The sequence below is a fragment of the Ningiella algicola genome (assembly GCF_028401415.2).
Lineage (GTDB): Bacteria > Pseudomonadota > Gammaproteobacteria > Enterobacterales > Alteromonadaceae > Glaciecola.
This window is the reverse complement of record NZ_CP171821.2, coordinates 2,099,142-2,119,023: the sequence shown is the minus strand read 5'-3', so window position 1 is coordinate 2,119,023 and position 19,882 is coordinate 2,099,142. Positions and strand designations below refer to the sequence as shown.

The window sequence follows — 19,882 nt, the reverse complement described above, 5'->3', positions numbered from 1 at the left end:
GCCATCGGCCTAAAACACGGGCCTTTGTGAGTGATCATGTCCAGACGCGAGCGTTTGCTGAGCATTGGATTAAATTAAATAAATTCAGGTAGTTATAAACGTTTACTTACAATGATTTTTTAATGATAGCAAGGGTGAGCCACATTGGAACACACCTTGCTGCTTTGTCGTTAAATAAGAGGCAATTGTGAGTGGCAGTGCATGCATGATTAATGCGACTCCAAGCAATACTAAACGCTTTTTGTATGCGGCAAAACTAGCGCAACTGAAGACGCTGTCCCAGCTTTCATCCAACTGTGAGTTAGTGAAGCTGGTATGCGAGTGCATCCATCAGTGCCAAAAAGAGCGTGGCGTCAGTAATATTTACGTAGCCTCTTTCGGGCACCATTACACCATCCGACGTGAGAAGCAAACTGCTCAAAGTGATGTTGCGCTTGCGCGACTGATAGCGCTGCTTGATAAACATTACATTGAATCTCAACAAAACAGTGACAATCAACGTCTGTTGTTCAGTATAAGTCACGCCCTTTATCATATTGATCATCTGCCAAACTTACGAGATGCTATAAAGTCCCACAAAGTAGGTACGGCAAGGCTTACGGAGTCTTTTTGTACACTAATAGAGAGCCTTATCAGCATCATTTTTGAGGCTGCAGATATCTCGAACGATCCTGCGGTCACTCAATGTTTAGTGTCGCTTTTTAACTTTATACAAGGCAAGGAATATGCGGGTCAGGAGAGAGCCTGCGGTGCAATAGGTTTTGCAAAAGGCAGTTTTGACGATAAGCGATGTGCAAAACTTAAGCAACTTCAGTTAGCGCAAACGCGATGCTTTTCGACCTTTGTTGAATACAGCGACCAGCACAGACATCAACAATGGCTGCAACTCGAAAGCAGCGAAACTTCGAAAGAAGTCAATAAGCTGCGTTCCTTGATAGATGCGCTTCCAAGAGAGGAAAAGGTGGCTTCGCCTATTAGTGAAGTGTGGTATGAAATTACGACAAAACGCATCGATAAGATGCACATAATCGAAAATGATATAACAAGCGAATTGGTGACCTTAGCGCAAGCAAGCGTAAAAGATGCGGAAGCTGAATTGTCAGCGCATAAACAAGATACAGAAGTACTCGATTCATTGCATGAACACACCAGCGCGCATTCTGCTTTACTCGCCTACCCTTTAAGTGAATATGGGCTGGGCAAGTCCGATACTGCCTCATCAGCGCCCATTTCGGATCAGAGTTCATTGCATAATTTGCTGGTTCTTCAGGCGAAAAAGATTGAGCAGGTGTCTGGAGAACTTGATGCAACAAAGCAAATTTTTAATGAACATAAAATAATTAATCGTGCAAAGTTAATCCTAATTCAGCAGCTTTCTATGAGTGAGTCGCAAGCTCATCAGCGTTTGCAAAAATCTGCTATGGACAAGCAAATCAGCCTATATGAATTGGCTCTGGCCATTGTTAAATCGACTCAAGTTAGTAAGCCAATAGATTTACTCGATTAGGTCAATCGATTTTATTCTTAACACTTTTTTAACAACCTTACCTATACTTCTACATATCGCATGATTCATTTTGTTGTTGAATGAGCGCTGTTACTGAAGCCTCTATGGCTGATTACCTCTAACTTTTATCTTAACCAGATAGCGAGTATCGATATGATTATTAAAGAGCTCTTCTCAAAATCAAAACTTATGCTGCTTATCAGCATGGCGTGTATGGCATCTGCTGCTAGCGCAGAAACCGCAGAGATAAGCAAACCCCAAGGCGCAGTTGGCGTTGGTTCATTTAAAATGGGGCAGGCTAAACCCAATACTTTTTGGTGGCCTGAGCAACTCGATTTATCCGCACTTCGCGACCACGACCCGCGCTCTAACCCATATGGTGACAAGTTTAGCTACGCTGACGCTTTCAACAGCTTAGACTTAGCTGCAGTTAAACAGGACATAGACGCGCTACTTACTGAGTCACAAGACTGGTGGCCAGCTGATTTCGGCAACTACGGTCCATTTTTTATTCGTATGACCTGGCACAGTGCAGGAACATACAGAACCTTAGACGGGCGCGGCGGTGCAGGAGGTGGTCAACAACGATTTGACCCCCTTAACAGCTGGCCCGACAATGGCAATTTAGATAAAGCACGTAGATTATTGTGGCCCGTTAAACAGAAGTACGGTGAAAATTTGTCATGGTCGGATTTAATGGTGCTTGCAGGAAATGTCGCGCTTGAGAATATGGGCTTTGAAACTTATGGTTTTGCCGGAGGCAGGCCGGACGATTGGGAGCCGGATATGGTTTACTGGGGGCCAGAAGTCGAAATGCTTGCCAGCGACCGTGAAGATAAAGATGGAGAGCTACAGCGGCCACTTGGCGCAACCCACATGGGCCTAATTTACGTCAATCCTGAAGGTCCGCGTGGAAAGCCTGACCCAATTGGTTCTGCCAAAAACATTCGTGTTGCCTTTGGCCGTATGGCAATGAATGATGAAGAAACACTGGCGCTGATTGCCGGTGGTCATACTTTCGGAAAGATGCACGGCGCCCATAAACCCTCGGATTGTCTTGAGGGTGACCCAGCTTCTGCAGGTGTTGAACAGCAAGGTCTAGGCTGGAAGAATAATTGCGGCAAAGGTCACTCAGAAGATACCGTAACTAGTGGACTTGAGGGTGCGTGGACACAGTCACCTACCCGTTGGACATCACTATATTTGAGTAATTTACTGAATTTTGAGTGGGAGCAAACGCGCAGTCCCGCTGGTGCTATTCAGTGGATCCCAACGGATGAGTCTTTACACGCAATTGTGCCTGACGCGCACATTGAAGGTAAATTTAATCCACCGGTCATGACCACCGCCGACCTTGCGCTTAAGTACGACCCTGAATACCGAAAAATAGCAGAGCGCTTTCTAGCAGACCCTGAGGAGTATCGTCTTGCATTTGCTAAAGCATGGTACAAGCTTACTCACAGAGATATGGGGCCACCGCGCAATTTCTTAGGCGATGAAGTGCCTGAAGAAGTGCATATATGGCAAGATCCAATTGATATGGAAACGGCGTCAGACATTGATGAAGACGCGGCCAGTGCTCTTAAAGCAAAAATTCTGGAATCCGGTTTAAGCGTGCAATCCCTAGTGCGTGTGGCATGGGGTTCAGCTGCCAGCTATAGAGCATCTGACATGCGAGGCGGTGCCAATGGTGCACGCATTGCTCTAGCACCACAAAACGCTTGGGCAGTGAATAACCCACAGGAACTAAATAAGGTTCTTAGTGTGCTCAAAGACATTCAAGAAGACGCCAACAGTGGTTTGTTCAACAGTAGCAAAGTGTCTATGGCAGATTTGATTGTACTAGGCGGTTCGGCAGCGATTGAAAAAGCGGCGAAGGATGCCGGGTTTGAAGTTGAGGTGCCTGTTACTCTCGGCCGTGGCGATGCCAGGCAAGAGCAGACCGATGTGAATTCGTTCAGTTTACTAGAGCTACAAGCAGATGCGTTTAGGAACTATTTTGACGCGGAAAAAAGCTATAAGTCGCCGACTGAAATGCTAATTGACAGAGCGGACCAGCTAAATTTAAGCGTACCAGAAATGACAGCGCTTGTGGGCGGCATGCGAGCACTTGGCGCAAATCACGATGGCAGCGAACTTGGTGTGCTTACCGACAACCCTGGCGCTCTGTCTAATGACTTCTTTGTGAACCTTCTAGATATGTCTACAGTGTGGAGTAAAGCGGATGTGGATGGTGTATATCAAGGTGTGGATAGAAAAACGGGTATGCAAAAGTGGTATGCATCACCGGTAGACCTGATTTTTGGTTCAAACACAGAGCTGCGTGCAGTAGCAGAAGTCTATGCCTACGACACTTCAAAAGAGAAATTCGTGCAAGATTTTGTGAAGGCTTGGGTTAAAGTCATGAATAATGATTTAGCGTAAACTCTCGAAAATCCCAGTGACAAGGTCGCGTTTGCAGATAGCGCGGCCTTTTTTGTTAAGTGGCCCATGACGCTGTACTATATGAAAGAGATTGCGCAGCCTAAATGGAATGAAGTATGAAACACTCAATTATCGTTATTAGCCTTATCTTTGCTCTGTTTGGATGCTCTGACAGTGAAGTGGGCGACGTATCCCTAGGATTATTTACCACCAAAGATATTAAAATTGATGCCTTACAAGATCCTCTGATACCGGGCGTTACTTGTCATATTTCGAGTATTGAGGCGAATCTGGATTTAGCCGACCCATCTGACAGTTCGATTGCGTGTCGTCAGACTGGACCAATTACTTCAGCCATGTTTGCGGATATCGATAAATCTGCGTCTGGGGACGTGGTGTTTAAAAAGTCAAAAAGCATTTTTTTTAAGAATATGAAAGTACGCCGCATTTACGATCAAAAATCGCAAACCCTGATGTATGTGTCTTATTCAACCAAAGAAACTTCAGGAAGTTTTAAGCATAGTCTTTCAACCGTTCCTTTGTGGGGCACACAAGCGTACCAAAGTGCGTCAACTGTGATTGATTAGATTGGCTTGTCCAATTGCTGGGCGCGCTTTTGGATAGCCACACAGAGATTGATAAACGCATTTAGTTCTTCTACTGACTTGAGTTTATGTCTAAGCCTGACTTTTGTTCCGTCGGTATCTCTATAAACCACGGGTTGCTGCATTTCATTTTTACCGGATTTTGCTTGGCTTAATTCTCGAAGCGACTTGAATGTGTCGACGGCCTGTTCGTTTCCTGCGGTTGCAAAAACAGCGCCGCGTTCGTCAGATTGTTCTTGCTCAACTAATTTGCAATCGTCTATATCGATTCCCATGCCGTTTACAAACTCAAACATAAGCTTCTTAATAATGAAACCCAGTGGTCCAAGGCTACCTTGGTTGAGCACCTGAATGGTTTTTTGAGGCAATGCTGGTCCTAAAATAGCCAGTCCCTCTTCGAGTTTGCCATCTGGGCAACTAAATTCAGACCATTGTTTAATGGATGTTCCTGCTTCGCCCGTTGAGGAAGAATTAAAGTACATGCTTAGCCTCCACTGTTCAAGGGGAGACGAAATGACGGTAAGGTTTCCCACATGACCTTGAGCACCCTTATATTCATAGTCCCATTCTTGGCTCAGGGCATACTCTTCAAGTTGCTTTTGTTTAATCCGCGATTTAGACATGGCAAACAAGATAATGGCCGAGCTTGCAAGTCCCGCTACGACGAAAAAAATTATGATTTGGTGCATTTCCATGGGCGAGGCCCCTTTGCCATGCTTGGCTCACGTTCCAAACACTATGTTTTGGTAAGCACGATGTCATACCGCAATTGAGGTATGACGACATATAGTTTTAGGCGTACATTTAGCGCACATTTTAGCTTTTGAAAAACTTGCCATAAGACGCAAATTTACATTCTTAGGAACGGATATTTATGTACTTGAAACAGATTAAAATGACGGCGTTTTTGCTTTTCGCCACGCTAGGCCTTGCAGCGTGTCAGCCAAGTAATGACAGCGATGTCGACCAGGGCGTGAGTGAAATAATGAGCGCAACTCAAAGTCAAGCAGCGTCAGGTCAAAACATAAATGCTTCAGAAGCTGAGGAGGCCCTCACTCGTATGTGCGAAAAGCTTCAGCAGTGTGCATTGGCATCAATGCAATCAGAAGACTTGCCGCAAGCTATGCTAGATATGCTAGCTAAACAAACGCAAATGCAATGTCAGCACTTTATGACTATTGATGAAGATCACAGTAATGATGAAGCTTTAGCTGAAAAAGCCAAACTATGTCTCAATGATATGGCACAACTGCCCTGCGACAGACTTATGATTGGCGAAGAGCCTTCTTCTTGCCAAGCTTACAAGGGCTATCAAGGTTAAATAAGCAAAGCGCTACTTCTTGTTCACAGGTCAGCTTAAGATTAACAATGAGTGCTAGAGCATCCATTCAGGTGGATGAGTTTTACATTTTATTTGTAAACCCTCATCGCTTAACTTGATTTCTTAATCGGTTCGTCGAATACTGCTAAGGTGTATTAACGAGAACGGATATCTCAGTGCCAGAAAAACGCTTTGATGATGACAGAATTGTAGACGCTGTATATGACTCAGCACTTGCCCCACAGCGCTTTGACGCGCTTGTAAGGGCCTGGGATGATGTTTTCGTAGATTCGCAAATCGATAAGGCTGAGTTATTTCTCTCTAAGGCCAGAAATACCCTGTCTCGACATTTCGAGCGCGCGGATCAAATATTCTTGTCTACGCAAAATGTTCAACACCATAGCGTTCAAGACATCGTCGACAGCGAACCTACCTCAGCATTTATTACTGATACCAAAGGGCAAATTATCGCCAGCAATGCTTCGGCGACAGAGAATTTATGTATCAGTCATCATATGAATGTCCATTCTCTGCCTCTGGACGCTAAATCTGAGACTCAGCTCAATACCTTATTAAAGCAGATGGCAAGTAAGCGAGATGATGCTCAAACACTCGCGATAAGAGGTGTGAACCAATTTAATAATCAAGCCTTCGTGCTGGTGGCACAGCGCTTGGTGAATACCGCAAAACACGCTCAAGATAGTACTTTGATTCTGTTTAAATCATCCTTAGTGACATGGCACAGCGGCATTGAAAAAGTACTGGCGAATGCATTTGAGCTTACCAGCGCAGAAATTGAAGTCATTGAGAGTTTAAACAAAGGGCTATCACTAAAGGAGATTGCGCAACAACGTGCGCGTTCGTTGAATACTATTCGAACACAAATGAAAAGCATACTGCAAAAAACAGAAACGCAGACACAAAGTAACTTGATGCGTCATGTCACCAGTTTATTGTTAGTGGCGAATAAGCTGGAAGAAAAGCAACTTCCTATTAGCGAACCAGAATACGGATTTGCCGAGTTTCCGCTGAAAACTATCAACACTACAGATGGCAATACCATTCGATATCGAGATTATGGCAAGCCTAAAGCAAGCCCAGTGCTTTGTTTTTTCCCCGTTTTACCTAGCAAGCAACATGCTAGCTTTATTGAGCCGTTTTTAAAACGCGGACTTAGATTGATTACACTTGAAGAGCCTGAGAATCTCCCATTGTCTTTTAGGTCTAAAAAAGATGAATTTGAACATTATTTGCGTTGCTTTAATGAGCTATTAACGCATCTGAAACTAAAGAAGGTTGTCGCATTAGGGCATTGCGTTGGGGGCATATACGCAAATGAATATGCAAAGCGCTTTCCTGAGCAAGTGCGAGCGGTATATTGTGTCGATACTGGAGCACCTTTGCAAAGTCAAACACAATGGGAGCAAATGGGAAAAACCGCAAGGCGCACCTTTATGTTAGCCAAAAATTTTCCCTCCATGTTGTTAATGCCGCATCGGCTCGTGGCGCATCGATTCTTTAAGTCAAAGGATGGACAGGAGCAGGTCATTAACTATTTTTATGCAGACAATCCAGACGACGTAAAGAACATACAAGGCGATGTAAGACTGAAAGAGTGGGCATTGAACCTTTTGAGCTATTGTTTACGTGATATCAAGCGTCCTATCCGAGCATGCGAAATGTGGGTGCAGAATTGGTACCCAACGTTGGCGCAGGTATTGGAAACCATTCCTGTTTTTTTTATTCATGGCGACAAAAATCAGCAGTTCTCGATAGATGATCTGCATGAGCTTGCCGATAGACATGAGCGCTTAAGCGTAGCCCCAGCAAATGGAGCGGCACAACTTACCTTAATGACGCATACTGACTTAATCGCGCTTTTGATAGCTGAGCAATGTTATCTAGATGCATCGCAGGAGCAAGCGCTTAGTTCACAATTGTAGTGGTGCTGAGCGCCATTCCTTAAACCGGATTCAGGTTATTTATCATTTGAGTACAAGCTCCACTCGCCTATTTTTGGCTTTGCCACTATCGGAAGCATTAGCAACGACTGGCGAAACAGGACCTATCCCCACAGCCTGTAAATTAGCCACGTTTAACCCATATTGCGATTCTAGTGCGTTTATTATCGAGCGTGCACGAGCTTGTGACAGCGTTAGGTTTGTTTTGTACGCGCCGACATTGTCAGTATGACCCACAATAAAGTATTGTTGCTGTGCATTATTTTTAAGATAGTCTGCCAAAAGCCTCAGCTCATCCTTGGCGCTGTCTTTAAGCGACGATTTTCCGGTATCAAAATACAATCCGTAGAAGGCCAGTTTTCCGTCTTTCTCTATGCCTTGCTGAATATCACTCATTGATAAGTTGCCTGAACGCATACTTTGTACCTCAATTACATGAATTTCGTAGGCCACCCTCCCGCGTTCATCTTTAAGATACAAAGCAATATAGACGTCCTGATCTTCTTGACTAAGCTTAACCGCCTTGTACGCGTGAGTGCCAAACTGCATAAATTCATTAAGTAGGTCTTTACGCCTGGCCACGGTCGTCACCAAGTCTTGAGGGCCCTTGCCACACTCTTGTGCATAGCAAGAAAATAGCGTTTCAAGGGCTTTTTCTGCAAAAAGCTGCTCATAGCTTTTAAACACCTGTAACAAAGAGGGTTTGGGATTAGGAAAATATTGATAATAGATACGCGTAATCTTGCCTTCTAAGGTTAGTGTCTCACCCAGAGTTTTATTATCTACTGATGGACCTAGTGGAAGTTGGTAACGATCGAAATCGGTTACGCTATACGCGTCGATAGAAAACCCTTCGAAGCGAGTAATAATTGGGTGGTCGCTTGTGCCCGGCTTATCATCTTTTGCTATAGCCTGAGTGCTGCCAAAAAAGGCAGCGAGACAAGCCGACATTATGGTAAAAAACGCCAGATTCCTTGCGGTGGTGCGTAAACCTCTTGTCCCATAAAGTTTCATATTAATTCCTTGTTTCATTAAAAGTGTGATGCTTTGCACTAAGTTCGTCCTATCTCAATTACGATATTTTTCAAGCTCTGATAGCGCGCCACAACCAAGGTTGCCATCCGCATCAAACTGCATTTCAACGGTCTCTACGCCAAATGTGCGAATACCGCGCATCGGACTTCCAGGCGCCTGAAGAATAAGTTCAGATTCGTCATCGCTAAGGCACACCAATTCGCTTTCATTCTTTTGAGTGCAGGCAATGTTTCCGTGCCTTAAAAATAGTTTTGCGCCTGCAAATTCGGTATGCAATACACTTTGCTCAAGACGCTCGTAAATTTCCAGTGTGTCATGAAATATGTCACACACTTCTTGAGGGCCGCGCTGTTTCTTTTGTAAGTCTTTTACACCAGCAAGGCTGTCTGAACACTCAAAGCGTCCGTCTGGATAAATAAGAAACTCCTGAAAATCGGAAGTTGATATTTTAATGCCACTGACCAGTGTGCGGTCTTTCGCCATGCTGACAAGTTCGGCGCGATCCTCGCTTGTGCAGCGCAAGGTCTCGCTGTCCTCCAAAGGCTGGCATAACATGCTGCCGGCCTTTGCGAAAAGCCAGCCATTGGCGTAGTTGCCGAACATATCCGCACCGTCGCGGATATCTGCTAGTTGACTGGCATCAACCACCGCTTCACAGTTGTTTGCATGTGAGTTAGCGCTGACTAATATTGATATGGCACAGACTAATAAGATAGTAAGAATACGCATCGAATAATTCCCTTTTGATGTGAGAATTTAAAGCATATAACTCGATATATATTTGCGCATACCTCGAATGGTGTATTTCATATAAAACCGTTGGGGAGCGTGTTTACGAGGGTAAAGGCAGAATCAGCAGTGATGTGTGCAAAGATGCGTCAGCGTGAAAATCTTCTACTTAAAGTATATAAATTTGATACTTTTTGTTTTCTTTACCATTTTCTAAAATTGCGTGTATAGTTTTGGTGTACTTATTTGGCAGCGAATCGGAACGGAAGCAACAATGGCAAAACAAAACGAACTCAATTACGAGTATCAAAATAGAGAAGTAGAATTGGATGTTGCACGATCATTTCGTTTTGGTGAAGGGAAGATAAGTGGATATGTGAGCGTATTTCTTGGTGCATTGAGTCTGCTCGCCGTTTTAGCCTACCTTTTTCCTGCATACTTGACCACAATCGAACTACGTCAAGCATACGATGCAAAAGACCTCCAGCAAATTTTAAAGTACGGCATGTATTTTTCGCTCTTTTTTGGTGTGCTCACATTTGTTTTGGGAAAGTTCAAGCGCATGGGGTTTGCAGGAATACTTTTGACCTCAATTGCCTTTGCACTAGGTGGCTATAAGATACCCGTTGGCCCTGTGGAGCCGATTCGTTTGAGCCTAGGCGTGGATTGGCTGATATTGGCTTTTCTGGGTTCTGTTTTCATTTTTATGACGCTAGAGAAGCTATTTCCTAAATATAAGAACCAAGTGATTCTGCGAAAAGAGTGGGCGCTCGATCTGTTTTATTTTTGTTTTAATCACTTGGCCATTTCGGCCATTCTTATTTATGCAAACTATCACGCAAGCCATTTTGACTGGGCGCTAAATGAGCAGGTGCATGAGTTCGTTCGAGATATGCCCATTTTACTTCAAGTTGTGCTGATTATATTGCTCGCTGACTTTGTCCTTTATTGGGAACATCGATGGTTTCATGAAGTGAAGTGTTTGTGGCCCGTGCATGCAGTACATCACTCTGTTGAAAACTTAGATTGGCTAGCAGGTTCGCGTGGTCATTTTGTACAAATCTTTTCTGAACGTGCCATGGTGATGATCCCACTATATTTAATTGGGGCTGACCAAACGGCACTTGACATTTATGTTGGCTTTGCTGCGCTTCAGGCCGTCCTTATTCACTGCAATTTGAAGTTTTCATTTGGCTTTTTGCGTTATATATTTGTTACGCCACAATTTCATCATTGGCACCACAGCTCAGAAAAGCCTGCAATAGATACCAATTACTCGGCTCACACGGTGTTGTTTGACTATTTGTTTGGCACAGCGCACATGCCTGGCGATCATTGGCCAGCAGACTACGGCACCACTAAAAAGCTTCCCAGTAGTTTTGTTGGTCAAGTGCTGTATCCATTTAGACGATTAGTTAAGCGCTAAATATAAACACGCTCTAATTAGTTGTTCAGTGCCTTTTTAAGCCTGTCAGCATACTTTTGCGTCTGAGGCTGATGCTTGTTCCAGTAGTTAAGTAAATTGCTTTCAAATTGACGCGCTACTTTGCTGTCACATGCATGGGTCTGCATCAATTTAACAACACCTTGATTTATATCTCGAATACTGAGTCCGTCAGAGCTGTCGAAGAGCTGACCAGCAATCCCTGCAAGGGCCAATGAATCCATTTGTTAATACAATCTTACTTAAGTTTGCCCCATAACCGTCTCGGTAGTGATATTCAGATACGCGACAAAATTAGACGCCCAAGTATCGGCCAACTTACTAAACATAGAGTAATTCATCGCAGGGTCTGTCTCAAACAGTTGCCCTGACAAACCGCCGGCATCCCCGCGGTCTTCGAGCGTAAAAAAGGCTTTTCCATCGGTTCCTTTTACTTCTAAAAAAATGGATGCTTTTCCTACACTGCGCACGAGCATGTGTTGTTTAACAGATTGCTGTGGCCCAGTTATGTCTAAGTCTTTAAACTGCGCGCTTAATGTTAAAGCGTCTTGTTGTGGACCGTTAGAAAGTGTCCATCTGGCTGCCGTTAAGCTTTCTTCCAGATGCTCTCTTAGCATCAATGCGTAGCGCTGTTGAATTCTCTGTTGATAACGCTTGCCCGTTTCGTTTCTAAACTTGCGCAGCCACATTTTGTCGAAGCTGACAGAGACATCCTCTATGAATATCTTTTTTGAGCTGGGTAAAGCGACGCTATCGGCTACCATAAAAGAATCAAAACTATCGCTTTTAAGGGCTTTGAGCCAGTCCTCATCTTGGTTGTCAGAGGCCAAAGTAATTGAAGGAAGGAGTAAAACAAGCAAGCCAAAAATACGGTGCATTTGCTGCAATGTTGTTGGTGTAGTCCTAGGCTTGAAAAGTTGATGTATCAAATTAGCGTTCATAGCAATACCTCTTTACGTGAGGACAATAAACAGGAGCGCACAAGCTGTTCATTCAGATACATAGCCACTCAATGTCAGTAAAGTAACTAAGGTTGCGTATACTATATTGAATACGTTTGTTTCATTTAGTTCCCTAAACCGCGGCACAAACTAGACTTTCAGCGTTTTTGAACAAGGTGCAATAATCTGCATGCAGTGTGCACTTACTATGCCACTACGTTGGAATACCTTTTATTGTATTATTAACTTGAATCCTGTTTAAGAAACGGCGCTCAGCACCGCTAGAATTGCGAATTACTGCGTTGCAAAAGCCAGCAATAGAATAACTAACCTCAACTCGGGATAAGCGACAGCGCCAAGTAGCGCTAAAAACGCGAATTACTGCGTTGCAAAAGCGAGCAATAGAATGACTATTACATCACTTTTGCGCCTTGCACTTCACTTTTTTATCACTACTTGGTGATAATTTAATAAATACATATTTAAAACATGCACTTGCACTATCGCTTATCCCGAGTTGAGGTTAACTATTACGTGACTTTTGCGCCTTGTACTTCACAATGCTAGCAGCACTGAGTGTAAAAATTGATTTAAGTATGTGAAACAAGCGCTTGCACCATTTCTTAAACAGGATTCAGGTTAATTATGAGATCACAACAGGCAGTGATTTGCTATGCTTAACAGCTGTTGTGACATCGAGAACCGGCCATTTGGCTTTAAATTAACTCGAGTTCATTCAACGAGGTTGTTTTATCTTCGTTTTGTGGCAAAGACGCCAACTGTCGCTTAAGCTCTTTAGTTCTGCTCTTTAGTCGTTTCAATAGGGTTATGGGCGCTTGACTTGAATATTAAGACTTTAACAACACCGCTATTTTATCCATATCGATACCGTTATATGTGAAAAAACAGAGCTTTACTGATTTTCAAGCGCCGCTAGCACATACACCATGGGCGCATTCCAATTGATGGTCACTTCATTGGTGGAATATGAACACCAATCATCGAGATACGACCGCGCAGGTTCGTTAGACGGATAATTACAGCCGTCCTGTTGCCCAGGCTGAGCACCTCCTACAACAAAACCAGGTACTGGCGCGGCTATGCTGTCTGCAAATGACTGACGATGATGAGGATCCATCGGACTAAATGAGCCTACCCCTGTGACGTAGGAATAATCCGTTGGATTTCGACCAAGCACATAATCCACGAAGCTTTGGGCAGCATTTATGTATGCGGTGGAATCAGTATCTGCGTATTGCGCGGCATGCAAAAGCATAATGGCCTTGTTGAGACCGCTGGCATTACTTCCCCAAATCAAATCGTTCTGCGTCATGCCAACGCTATAGGCGTTATCTTGATCAGAAACAACTTGGTCGGCAAAGGCGATAACCTTCGCTTTTATGTCGTTGTATTGGCTTTGGCTTAAAAGAGATTGCCCTTGATTAAGTAAAGACAGTAGACCTAAGCTACCCACTTGTGGCCATGAGGGAGTCGTTGCAGGCACGTCTAAAGCGATAAATTCATCTAAAAAAGCCGTATCTTGTGTGAGTAAAAACAGCTCTGCCGCTGCCCATGCAAACTCGTCTGAGAAATCACTATCGCCATATTGTCCTGTGAATACATCGCTTGGTTGAATGTACGGTACATCTGGATTTGATTTTGCCCATTGCCAAGCGCTTAGCGAGGCAGCGCGCAGCTCTGCAGACATCGACTTGAGAGACTCAATGGATGAAAATATGCGGCTAGCTTGTGCGCTGACGGCGGCAAAGTTAAGTGCGGCTGATGTTCCTTTTTGAACGACATAGCGCTGAGCAGTCGCCTCATGTGGCATTAGGGCACCTTCAAAGTTTAAAGCAGTGAGTTTGTGATACACGCCGCCGTCATTTGGATCCTGCATGGTTTGCATCCATGACACATTCCATAATATTTCATCAATGATATCGGGAAGCGCGTTACCCGACTCAGGAATGTTCAAGCTGCGTGAGTCGTAAAATGCAGAAAAATTCTCATAAGCCGCCAATAAGGTGTAGGTCGATATGCCACTGTTGACAATATACTTATTATAATCACCTGCGTCATACCAGCCTTTTGGTGAGCTTATACTAAAGCCTTCTGGTCGCTCAGCAGATGCAGCAGATCTATGCACCAGCACGTTCGTATCCGGGTGAGCGCTAGGGCGTTGCCAGTCCCCTGCATAGCTTTGTTCTAGTGCAGTGCTTGCGCGATTGAAGTAGTAAGCTTTAAGCACCGCATCGTGCACGTTTTCAAATATGTCATCGCCAATTTGAAAGGGATGAGACGGACTCACGCCCTCAACTTGCACAGTATATGTGCCAGAGGTATTCAACTCGGAGAAATCGGCAATGCGCATTGGACGACCGTCCATGTTCCAAGTTGCCTCATCAGACAACACCCCTTGAAGAACTTGCTCGCCTTGATTATTCAATATGGTGAATTCAGTTGCCCCATTTTCCGGCACAATCGCAAGCTTTTGACTACTTGGGTAAAATCCAACCTGATTGACTTTGATGAGTTGGTCGGTATCGCTTATCCCGGTCTCAGGTGGTGTTACAGGAGGAGGCGTTGGAGCCGGTGGTGCAGTTGGTGGACTTGTTGAAGAGCCGCCACTTCCGCCGCATGAAAACAAGAATAATGAAGAAATAGAAAGTAATGTAGCAAAGTTGAGCTTTTCGTTGTTACGATAAATCATTTTACGAAACCGCCGTGTGAGAATTTACATAGACTATCAGTCAAGGACTACTGCCTGACTGTAAAAACAAAAAATATAATAAAGATACTTAATTAATTAATCCAATATATACAGGGACTCAATCCAAATCAATTGTATAGATTTGCAGCTTCTTAGAGCTGGAGCGAGAAAAGAGAAAGGAGCCCATGTTCCTCTACCAAGCATTCAGTTAGCTATTTTTTGACTCGACGTAATAGTCTTCAATCTTTTTTCTCGCCCAAGGTGTTTTGCGCAGAAATTTTAGGCTGGATTTAATAGAGGGGTCATGAGTGAAGCATCGAAACTTGAACCGCTCTCCTAGCGTCTCAAAGCCGTATTTATCTACCAATTCTTCTACTAGTTTTTGTAAAGTAATGCCGTGCAGCGGGTCATTGCTCATTCGTTTTTTTCACTCTTATTTTCATGCCGTCTAAGTCTTTACCGTTTAATTGCGTGATAGCGGCCTTTGCATCGCCTGCTTTTGGCATCTCAACAAAGGCGAAGCCTTTTGAATTACCCGTAGTGGCATCGAGCACTAGCTTGCATGACTGCACGGCACCGAATTCGCTAAACAAGCCATTCAGGCTTTGTTCACTAGTGCTTCTAGATAAATTACGTATGAGTATTTTCATTAATTTTAATAGCCAAAAAATTAGATGCGTGAGTTTAACGCATTTTAAGGCTTACTTGGAGTTATAAGCCTCATCGGCCAAATTCATACAGCAAAGAGCAACAGGCTTTTAAGAAGATTCGCAAACTTAGCAGATAATGCATTCCCAAAAAAAACACAGAAGAGCTGTTCAAGCATACTTCCCATCATAACGAAGTTAGAATCTCATATACACTCAATTGTTGCTATATTGCAATAATGATTTTACGAATTAAGGTATTATCAATATTTATGGAATTGTTTAAGATGCTTCGACAATTTAAAAAAGCGAAACAGGATTAACAATGAAAGTACTTATTTTAGTGACCAACCATGCAACGCTTGGTGAAACGGATCAAGCTAATGGCACGTATGCGCCTGAACTAACGCACGTGGTGGACGTCTTGAATTCAGCAAGTGTCGATTATGATATTGCATCCAAAGCAGGTGGCAAAGCACCTTTGTATGGTACTGATGCCGAAAATGATGAAGTCAACGCCAAAGTGCTCGACGACAAACAATTCATAAATCGTATTGAGAATACTATCCCCGTATCGCAAGTTAATGCTTCAGACTACAGCGCCGTCTTTTACCCAGGTGGCTTTGGATTACTTTCAGATTTGGCGCATGACGAGGACGTAGCGAGTCTTTCTGCCTCAATATATGAAAGTAGCGGCATAATTTCTGCGGTTTGTCATGGCCCCGCAGGCCTACTGCCAATTACTTTGTCCAGCGGTGAGAAGCTACTGAAGGATAAATCTGTTACTGCGTTTACTCGAGAAGAGGAAATTGACTTTGACACTATTAACGATATTCCGTTTTTGTTAGAAGAGGAGTTGGCTCGAAACGCTCAGCGCTATAGTAAAGTGCAGCCTTGGCAAGAGTTTGTAATCGTCGATGGACGCCTGATTACGGGTCAAAACCCAGCAAGTGCTCATGCAGTGGGAAAGGCGCTTGTGGAGCAACTAAAAGCGTAAGTTACGCGGATGTACCAAATTGAAGTGTTCTAAAGGCTTCCATCTAACACACCTAGGGCGGTGACTAACATCGCACCTAGGCGCATGAAATTTCCAATTGACCGTGGTGATATCCTAATTTGGCAAATCTGCTAGTAATTCATCCACCGCACGTTTGAGCTGCGGATCAATGCCTTTTGCCTTGTAAGCGGGCGGATTAAAGACTTCAATGTCTGGCACCGCAGGCACTTTCTCCATATTTTCTCCTGATTCTTTTACCCACCAGCCTCTGAAGGGCATGCGAACCAATGAACCATCCACAAGCGATTGACCACCGGTACTTATCACCGCGCCAAAAGTGGGGCGACCCACCAGCTTGCCGATGCCGTTCGCTTTGTAAGCATGTGAAAATATTTCTGCGTTGGAATAACTATTTTCATTGCTCAAAGCAATTGAAGGTTTAGTCCATGCTGAAAGGGGAAGGCGCTCAGCAAAGGGGTAGGTATCCTTAAACTCACGGTGATTTTTGTCAATATCGTCAGTTGCGCCTCTGGGGATGGTATAGGCATGTTGTTTTACGTTAAGTACTGCCATTAAATAGTCGGTTGTCCAGCCGCCGCCATTGTAACGTACGTCTATCACAATACCTTCTTTTCCGTATCCTGCCGCCATGAGTTCGCGCTCAAAGCGCTCAAAGCTACTCCAATTCATGCCGCGAATATGCAAATAACCCAATTTCCCCTTAGAGTATTCGTCGGTTAATCGTCGTCGCTGTTCGACCCAATCATCATAAAGTGCATTGCTTAAGGAATCTGTTGGCCAAATGATCACTTCTTCGCTGTTGCCATTTGCTGCTCGTTTAACGTTGAGAAGAACCGGGCTGTTTACCGCATCGCCAAGCAAGGCATAGAAGTTCTCACCAATAACGCTTTGCTGATCGACTTCGGTAATGATGTCTCCCACTGCAAGCTTACTTTCTACTCTGTCTGCTGGCGTATTTGGTACGACGCCTAAGATCTCAAAACCCGCATCAGACGCTTTGCCTTCAATGCCTAAAAGACCAGTGCGCTGTTTTTGTGTTTGCTTTTGATTCTCGCCTCTAAATAGCCCCATATGACTAGCGTTTAGCTGACCTAGCATCAAGTTAAACATATATTGGAAGTCTTCTTTGGTCGAGGCCTTTAAAGCAAGATTGCGATATTTATCACGTAAGGCATTCCAGTCTTGACCGTGGAAGTTGGGATCGTAAAAGCCTGCGCCTAAAGCGCGCCATGCTTCGTCAAATATTTGCGCGCGCTCTTGCGCGTAATCAATCTTGGCCTTCGATGTCACGTTAAGCGACTCGCTTTTGTCGTTCTTGGTCTCGACGCGCACGATTTTGCCATCTTTTACTAGTGCATAAAGGTGTTTACCGCTCTCATCAAGTTCAAGCTGTGAAGGCTCTAAGTTGCCAGAAATGAGGGTTTTCTTATCTTCGCCGTCCCATTTAATTTTGTATAAGTTTCTATCAACTTTAAAGTTTTGACGACCGGGCCCGCCAGTACTGTAATACACATGCTCCCCTTCTTTGTCGAAGAGCATTTGTGTTTCGTTACCCGCAAAGGAGGTGACTTGAGACAAACGTTTGTAGATGCCGTCGAAGTCAATGGTGATAGCTTCGAAAGGCTTTTCTTCTGATTGTTCTTTGTCATCTTTATCCTCATCGTCATCAGAGGTTTTTTTACTGGGCTCATCATCAAGCTTATCGAGTCGACGCCACTCCTCTTTTGAACGTTGCCAATCTGCTTCGCTTAACCAAGCAAACCATATATCAAAATCGCCGTTGTTCCGCATTGAAATAAACCCAAGTTTAGAACCGTCCGGACTCCATATTGGGTCACTATCGTATTTGGGGTGCATGCTTACGTTCACAGGCGCCTGGCTATTATCTGCGGCATGAATATAGACTTCTTCATTGAAGTTTAAATCGGATAAGGAATACGCCAGCCAAATGCTGTCTGGCGACCATGATGCTTTAGAAGGAATATCCCAACCGTCAAGCAAGGTGGTTACCTTCGAAAGTACCCCGTCTTCAGATATGTTGGCGGTTTTCAGAATGCCTCTGTCTTGGCGAAAAGCGATCCGCTTTGCGTCGGGAGACACGACCGGGTCGAACTCTTCTCGTGCATTGCTCGTTACGCGAATAATTTCATGTTTTAGACTCTGGAAAATGTTCTTCTCATCATTATCCGAAGAACGCAGCAAAAAGATATCATTTTGACCCTCTCGATCAGATACAAAAACGATGGTGTTGTCATTTAACCACGTGACGTCTCTATCACGCGCAGCGCCTTGTGTAAGCCGAACGCTGCGCTTGTCTTCTTTATCGTTTCGAGTGACATATATATCGCCCCTATGAACGTACACGCTCAATTTGCCGTTTGGCGATACGGCATATTCATCGACTTTATTACTAACGGTTTTGGCAACCACTGGGTCAAAGCGAAAGTCGCTTCTTACGTCGATGTTAATTACTTGTTTGTTGGTCGAATCTGGCGAGATAGAAAAGACTCTGTCTGCACTTTGATAAACAATTTTTGCACCATCAGCGCTGGCACTAAAATGATTTACGCCGAAACTGGTTTCGTTTGTAAGCGCGGTAATTGTTTGTGCTTCATTGTCTGAATCCAGCTCGGCTTTGTGCACATTGTATTTTCCGCTTCTCGCTGAGATAAAATATAGTGAGTCATTACTTACCCACTGAGGCATATAATCGTTGCCGTCGAAGGTGGTCACTTGTGTATAGCTATCATCTTCAATGTCATATACCCAAATATTTCGGTTCGCTGGCCCTCTGTAAGCTTCTCTTGATACGCGACATGTACCACGAACAAATGCGACTTTGCTACCGTCAGGAGATACCACTGCATCAAAGCCAAGGGCATCCATAAAGCGCATTTCGTTGGCTGCGCCATCACTTGCGCCACTGCTTGCACTGGGTGAATCAATGCTCAGCACCTCCCATTCGCGTTCTACTTGCGCATAGGTGCGTCTAGCGTTAAATAAAATTTGATTGTCTGGCGTAAAGCTAAGCACTCTATCGTTGCCGGAATGGTACGTTAGGCGAACGGGCGTTCCGCCACTTTCCGGCATCCAAAATATGTCATCGTTACCAAATCGGTCGCTGCTAAAGGCAAGTGATGCACTGTCATTAGACCAAACGGGTCGCGATTCGTAACCCTCATGAATAGTCAGTCTGTCTGCTCTTCCGCCGTCGCTTTCGACGGTCCAAATATCCCCTTGGTAGGTAAATGCGATTTTTGCGCCATCAGGGCTAAGCGCTGGCTGCAATACTAAAGGAGCGCTAGGGCTTTGAGTGCTGGCATTTTGAGCGAATGTCACAGACGTCAGAGTGGCAGAGGAGGCAAGAAGCGGCAGCACCACAAGGGCGCGAAAAGCGAGTGATTTCATCAAAGTACCTTTAGCTAATACAGAAATTGAGTTTTTGTTCAAAATCAATACGCGCATTTGCACAAATGGCTTTGTGCTTTGCAAAGAAAATTTCATTTTACATAAAACCAATATCACATATAATGCGTAAAT

Annotated in this window: 15 protein-coding genes and 1 pseudogene; 7 read left to right on the top strand and 9 right to left on the bottom strand. The window is 44.2% G+C overall.

Features of this window, described 5'->3' with window-relative positions:
- Positions 1–205: 205 nt before the first annotated feature.
- The 3 genes from PN836_RS09275 (at position 206) to PN836_RS09265 (ending at position 4,518) form a co-directional block, all read left to right on the top strand.
- Complete coding sequence (locus tag PN836_RS09275; protein ID WP_395345003.1) at positions 206–1,507, top strand: nitrate- and nitrite sensing domain-containing protein; 1,302 nt, start codon at positions 206–208, stop codon at positions 1,505–1,507.
- Positions 1,508–1,660: 153 nt separating this feature from the next.
- Entirely contained in the window at positions 1,661–3,931 is a 2,271-nt protein-coding gene (gene katG / locus PN836_RS09270) for a catalase/peroxidase HPI (RefSeq protein WP_395345001.1), read from the top strand.
- A 116-nt stretch (positions 3,932–4,047) separates the two neighbouring features.
- Positions 4,048–4,518 carry a CreA family protein gene (locus PN836_RS09265; protein ID WP_395345000.1) on the top strand — a complete coding sequence of 157 codons (471 nt, stop codon included), beginning with the start codon at positions 4,048–4,050 and terminating at the stop codon, positions 4,516–4,518.
- Here PN836_RS09265 and PN836_RS09260 read toward each other — a convergent pair.
- Positions 4,515–5,231 (bottom strand): hypothetical protein, encoded by a 717-nt coding sequence (locus tag PN836_RS09260; protein ID WP_395344998.1) that lies wholly within the window; start codon positions 5,229–5,231, stop codon positions 4,515–4,517. The two genes, PN836_RS09265 and PN836_RS09260, sit on opposite strands and share 4 nt — an antisense overlap.
- 179 nt (positions 5,232–5,410) lie before the next feature.
- Here PN836_RS09260 and PN836_RS09255 point away from each other — a divergent pair, with 179 nt between their 5' ends.
- A complete protein-coding gene (locus PN836_RS09255) occupies positions 5,411–5,857 on the top strand; it encodes a hypothetical protein (RefSeq protein ID WP_395344996.1) in 447 nt (148 codons plus the stop codon).
- A gap of 176 nt (positions 5,858–6,033) precedes the next feature.
- The gene (locus PN836_RS09250) at positions 6,034–7,800 is read left to right on the top strand and encodes an alpha/beta fold hydrolase (protein ID WP_395344994.1); all 1,767 of its coding nucleotides are present in this window, start codon (positions 6,034–6,036) and stop codon (positions 7,798–7,800) included.
- A 42-nt stretch (positions 7,801–7,842) separates the two neighbouring features.
- Here PN836_RS09250 and PN836_RS09245 read toward each other — a convergent pair whose 3' ends face one another.
- Complete coding sequence (locus tag PN836_RS09245) at positions 7,843–8,832, bottom strand: OmpA family protein (protein ID WP_395344992.1); 990 nt, start codon at positions 8,830–8,832, stop codon at positions 7,843–7,845.
- Positions 8,833–8,886: 54 nt separating this feature from the next.
- Positions 8,887–9,582 carry a hypothetical protein gene (locus PN836_RS09240; protein WP_395344990.1) on the bottom strand — a complete coding sequence of 232 codons (696 nt, stop codon included), beginning with the start codon at positions 9,580–9,582 and terminating at the stop codon, positions 8,887–8,889.
- Positions 9,583–9,856: 274 nt separating this feature from the next.
- On the opposite strand from PN836_RS09240, the gene PN836_RS09235 reads away from it, so the two are divergent.
- On the top strand, positions 9,857–11,008 hold the full coding sequence (locus tag PN836_RS09235; protein ID WP_395344988.1) for a sterol desaturase family protein: 1,152 nt from the start codon (positions 9,857–9,859) through the stop codon (positions 11,006–11,008).
- 17 nt (positions 11,009–11,025) lie between these two features.
- Here the strand turns inward: PN836_RS09235 and PN836_RS09230 are convergent, their stop codons facing one another.
- The 5 genes and pseudogenes from PN836_RS09230 to PN836_RS09210 form a co-directional block, all read right to left on the bottom strand.
- Positions 11,026–11,250 carry a hypothetical protein gene (locus PN836_RS09230; protein WP_395344986.1) on the bottom strand — a complete coding sequence of 75 codons (225 nt, stop codon included), beginning with the start codon at positions 11,248–11,250 and terminating at the stop codon, positions 11,026–11,028.
- 18 nt (positions 11,251–11,268) lie between these two features.
- Positions 11,269–11,904: a hypothetical protein gene (locus PN836_RS09225; protein ID WP_395344984.1), complete on the bottom strand. Its 636-nt coding sequence runs from the start codon at positions 11,902–11,904 to the stop codon at positions 11,269–11,271.
- A 976-nt stretch (positions 11,905–12,880) separates the two neighbouring features.
- Positions 12,881–14,677, bottom strand: a complete 1,797-nt coding sequence (locus tag PN836_RS09220; RefSeq protein WP_395344982.1) for a glycoside hydrolase family 9 protein — start codon at positions 14,675–14,677, stop codon at positions 12,881–12,883.
- 220 nt (positions 14,678–14,897) lie between these two features.
- A pseudogene (locus tag PN836_RS09215) lies at positions 14,898–15,095 on the bottom strand (VF530 family DNA-binding protein); the annotation flags it as partial.
- The gene (locus tag PN836_RS09210) at positions 15,085–15,327 is read right to left on the bottom strand and encodes an RNA recognition motif domain-containing protein (RefSeq protein WP_395344980.1); all 243 of its coding nucleotides are present in this window, start codon (positions 15,325–15,327) and stop codon (positions 15,085–15,087) included. The pseudogene PN836_RS09215 and the gene PN836_RS09210, both read right to left, overlap by 11 nt.
- Positions 15,328–15,649: 322 nt before the next feature.
- On the opposite strand from PN836_RS09210, the gene PN836_RS09205 reads away from it, so the two are divergent.
- Positions 15,650–16,321 carry a type 1 glutamine amidotransferase domain-containing protein gene (locus tag PN836_RS09205; RefSeq protein ID WP_395344978.1) on the top strand — a complete coding sequence of 224 codons (672 nt, stop codon included), beginning with the start codon at positions 15,650–15,652 and terminating at the stop codon, positions 16,319–16,321.
- Positions 16,322–16,435: 114 nt separating this feature from the next.
- On the opposite strand, the gene PN836_RS09200 is transcribed toward PN836_RS09205, so the two are convergent.
- Positions 16,436–19,750: a S41 family peptidase gene (locus tag PN836_RS09200; protein WP_395344976.1), complete on the bottom strand. Its 3,315-nt coding sequence runs from the start codon at positions 19,748–19,750 to the stop codon at positions 16,436–16,438.
- Positions 19,751–19,882 lie beyond the last annotated feature (132 nt).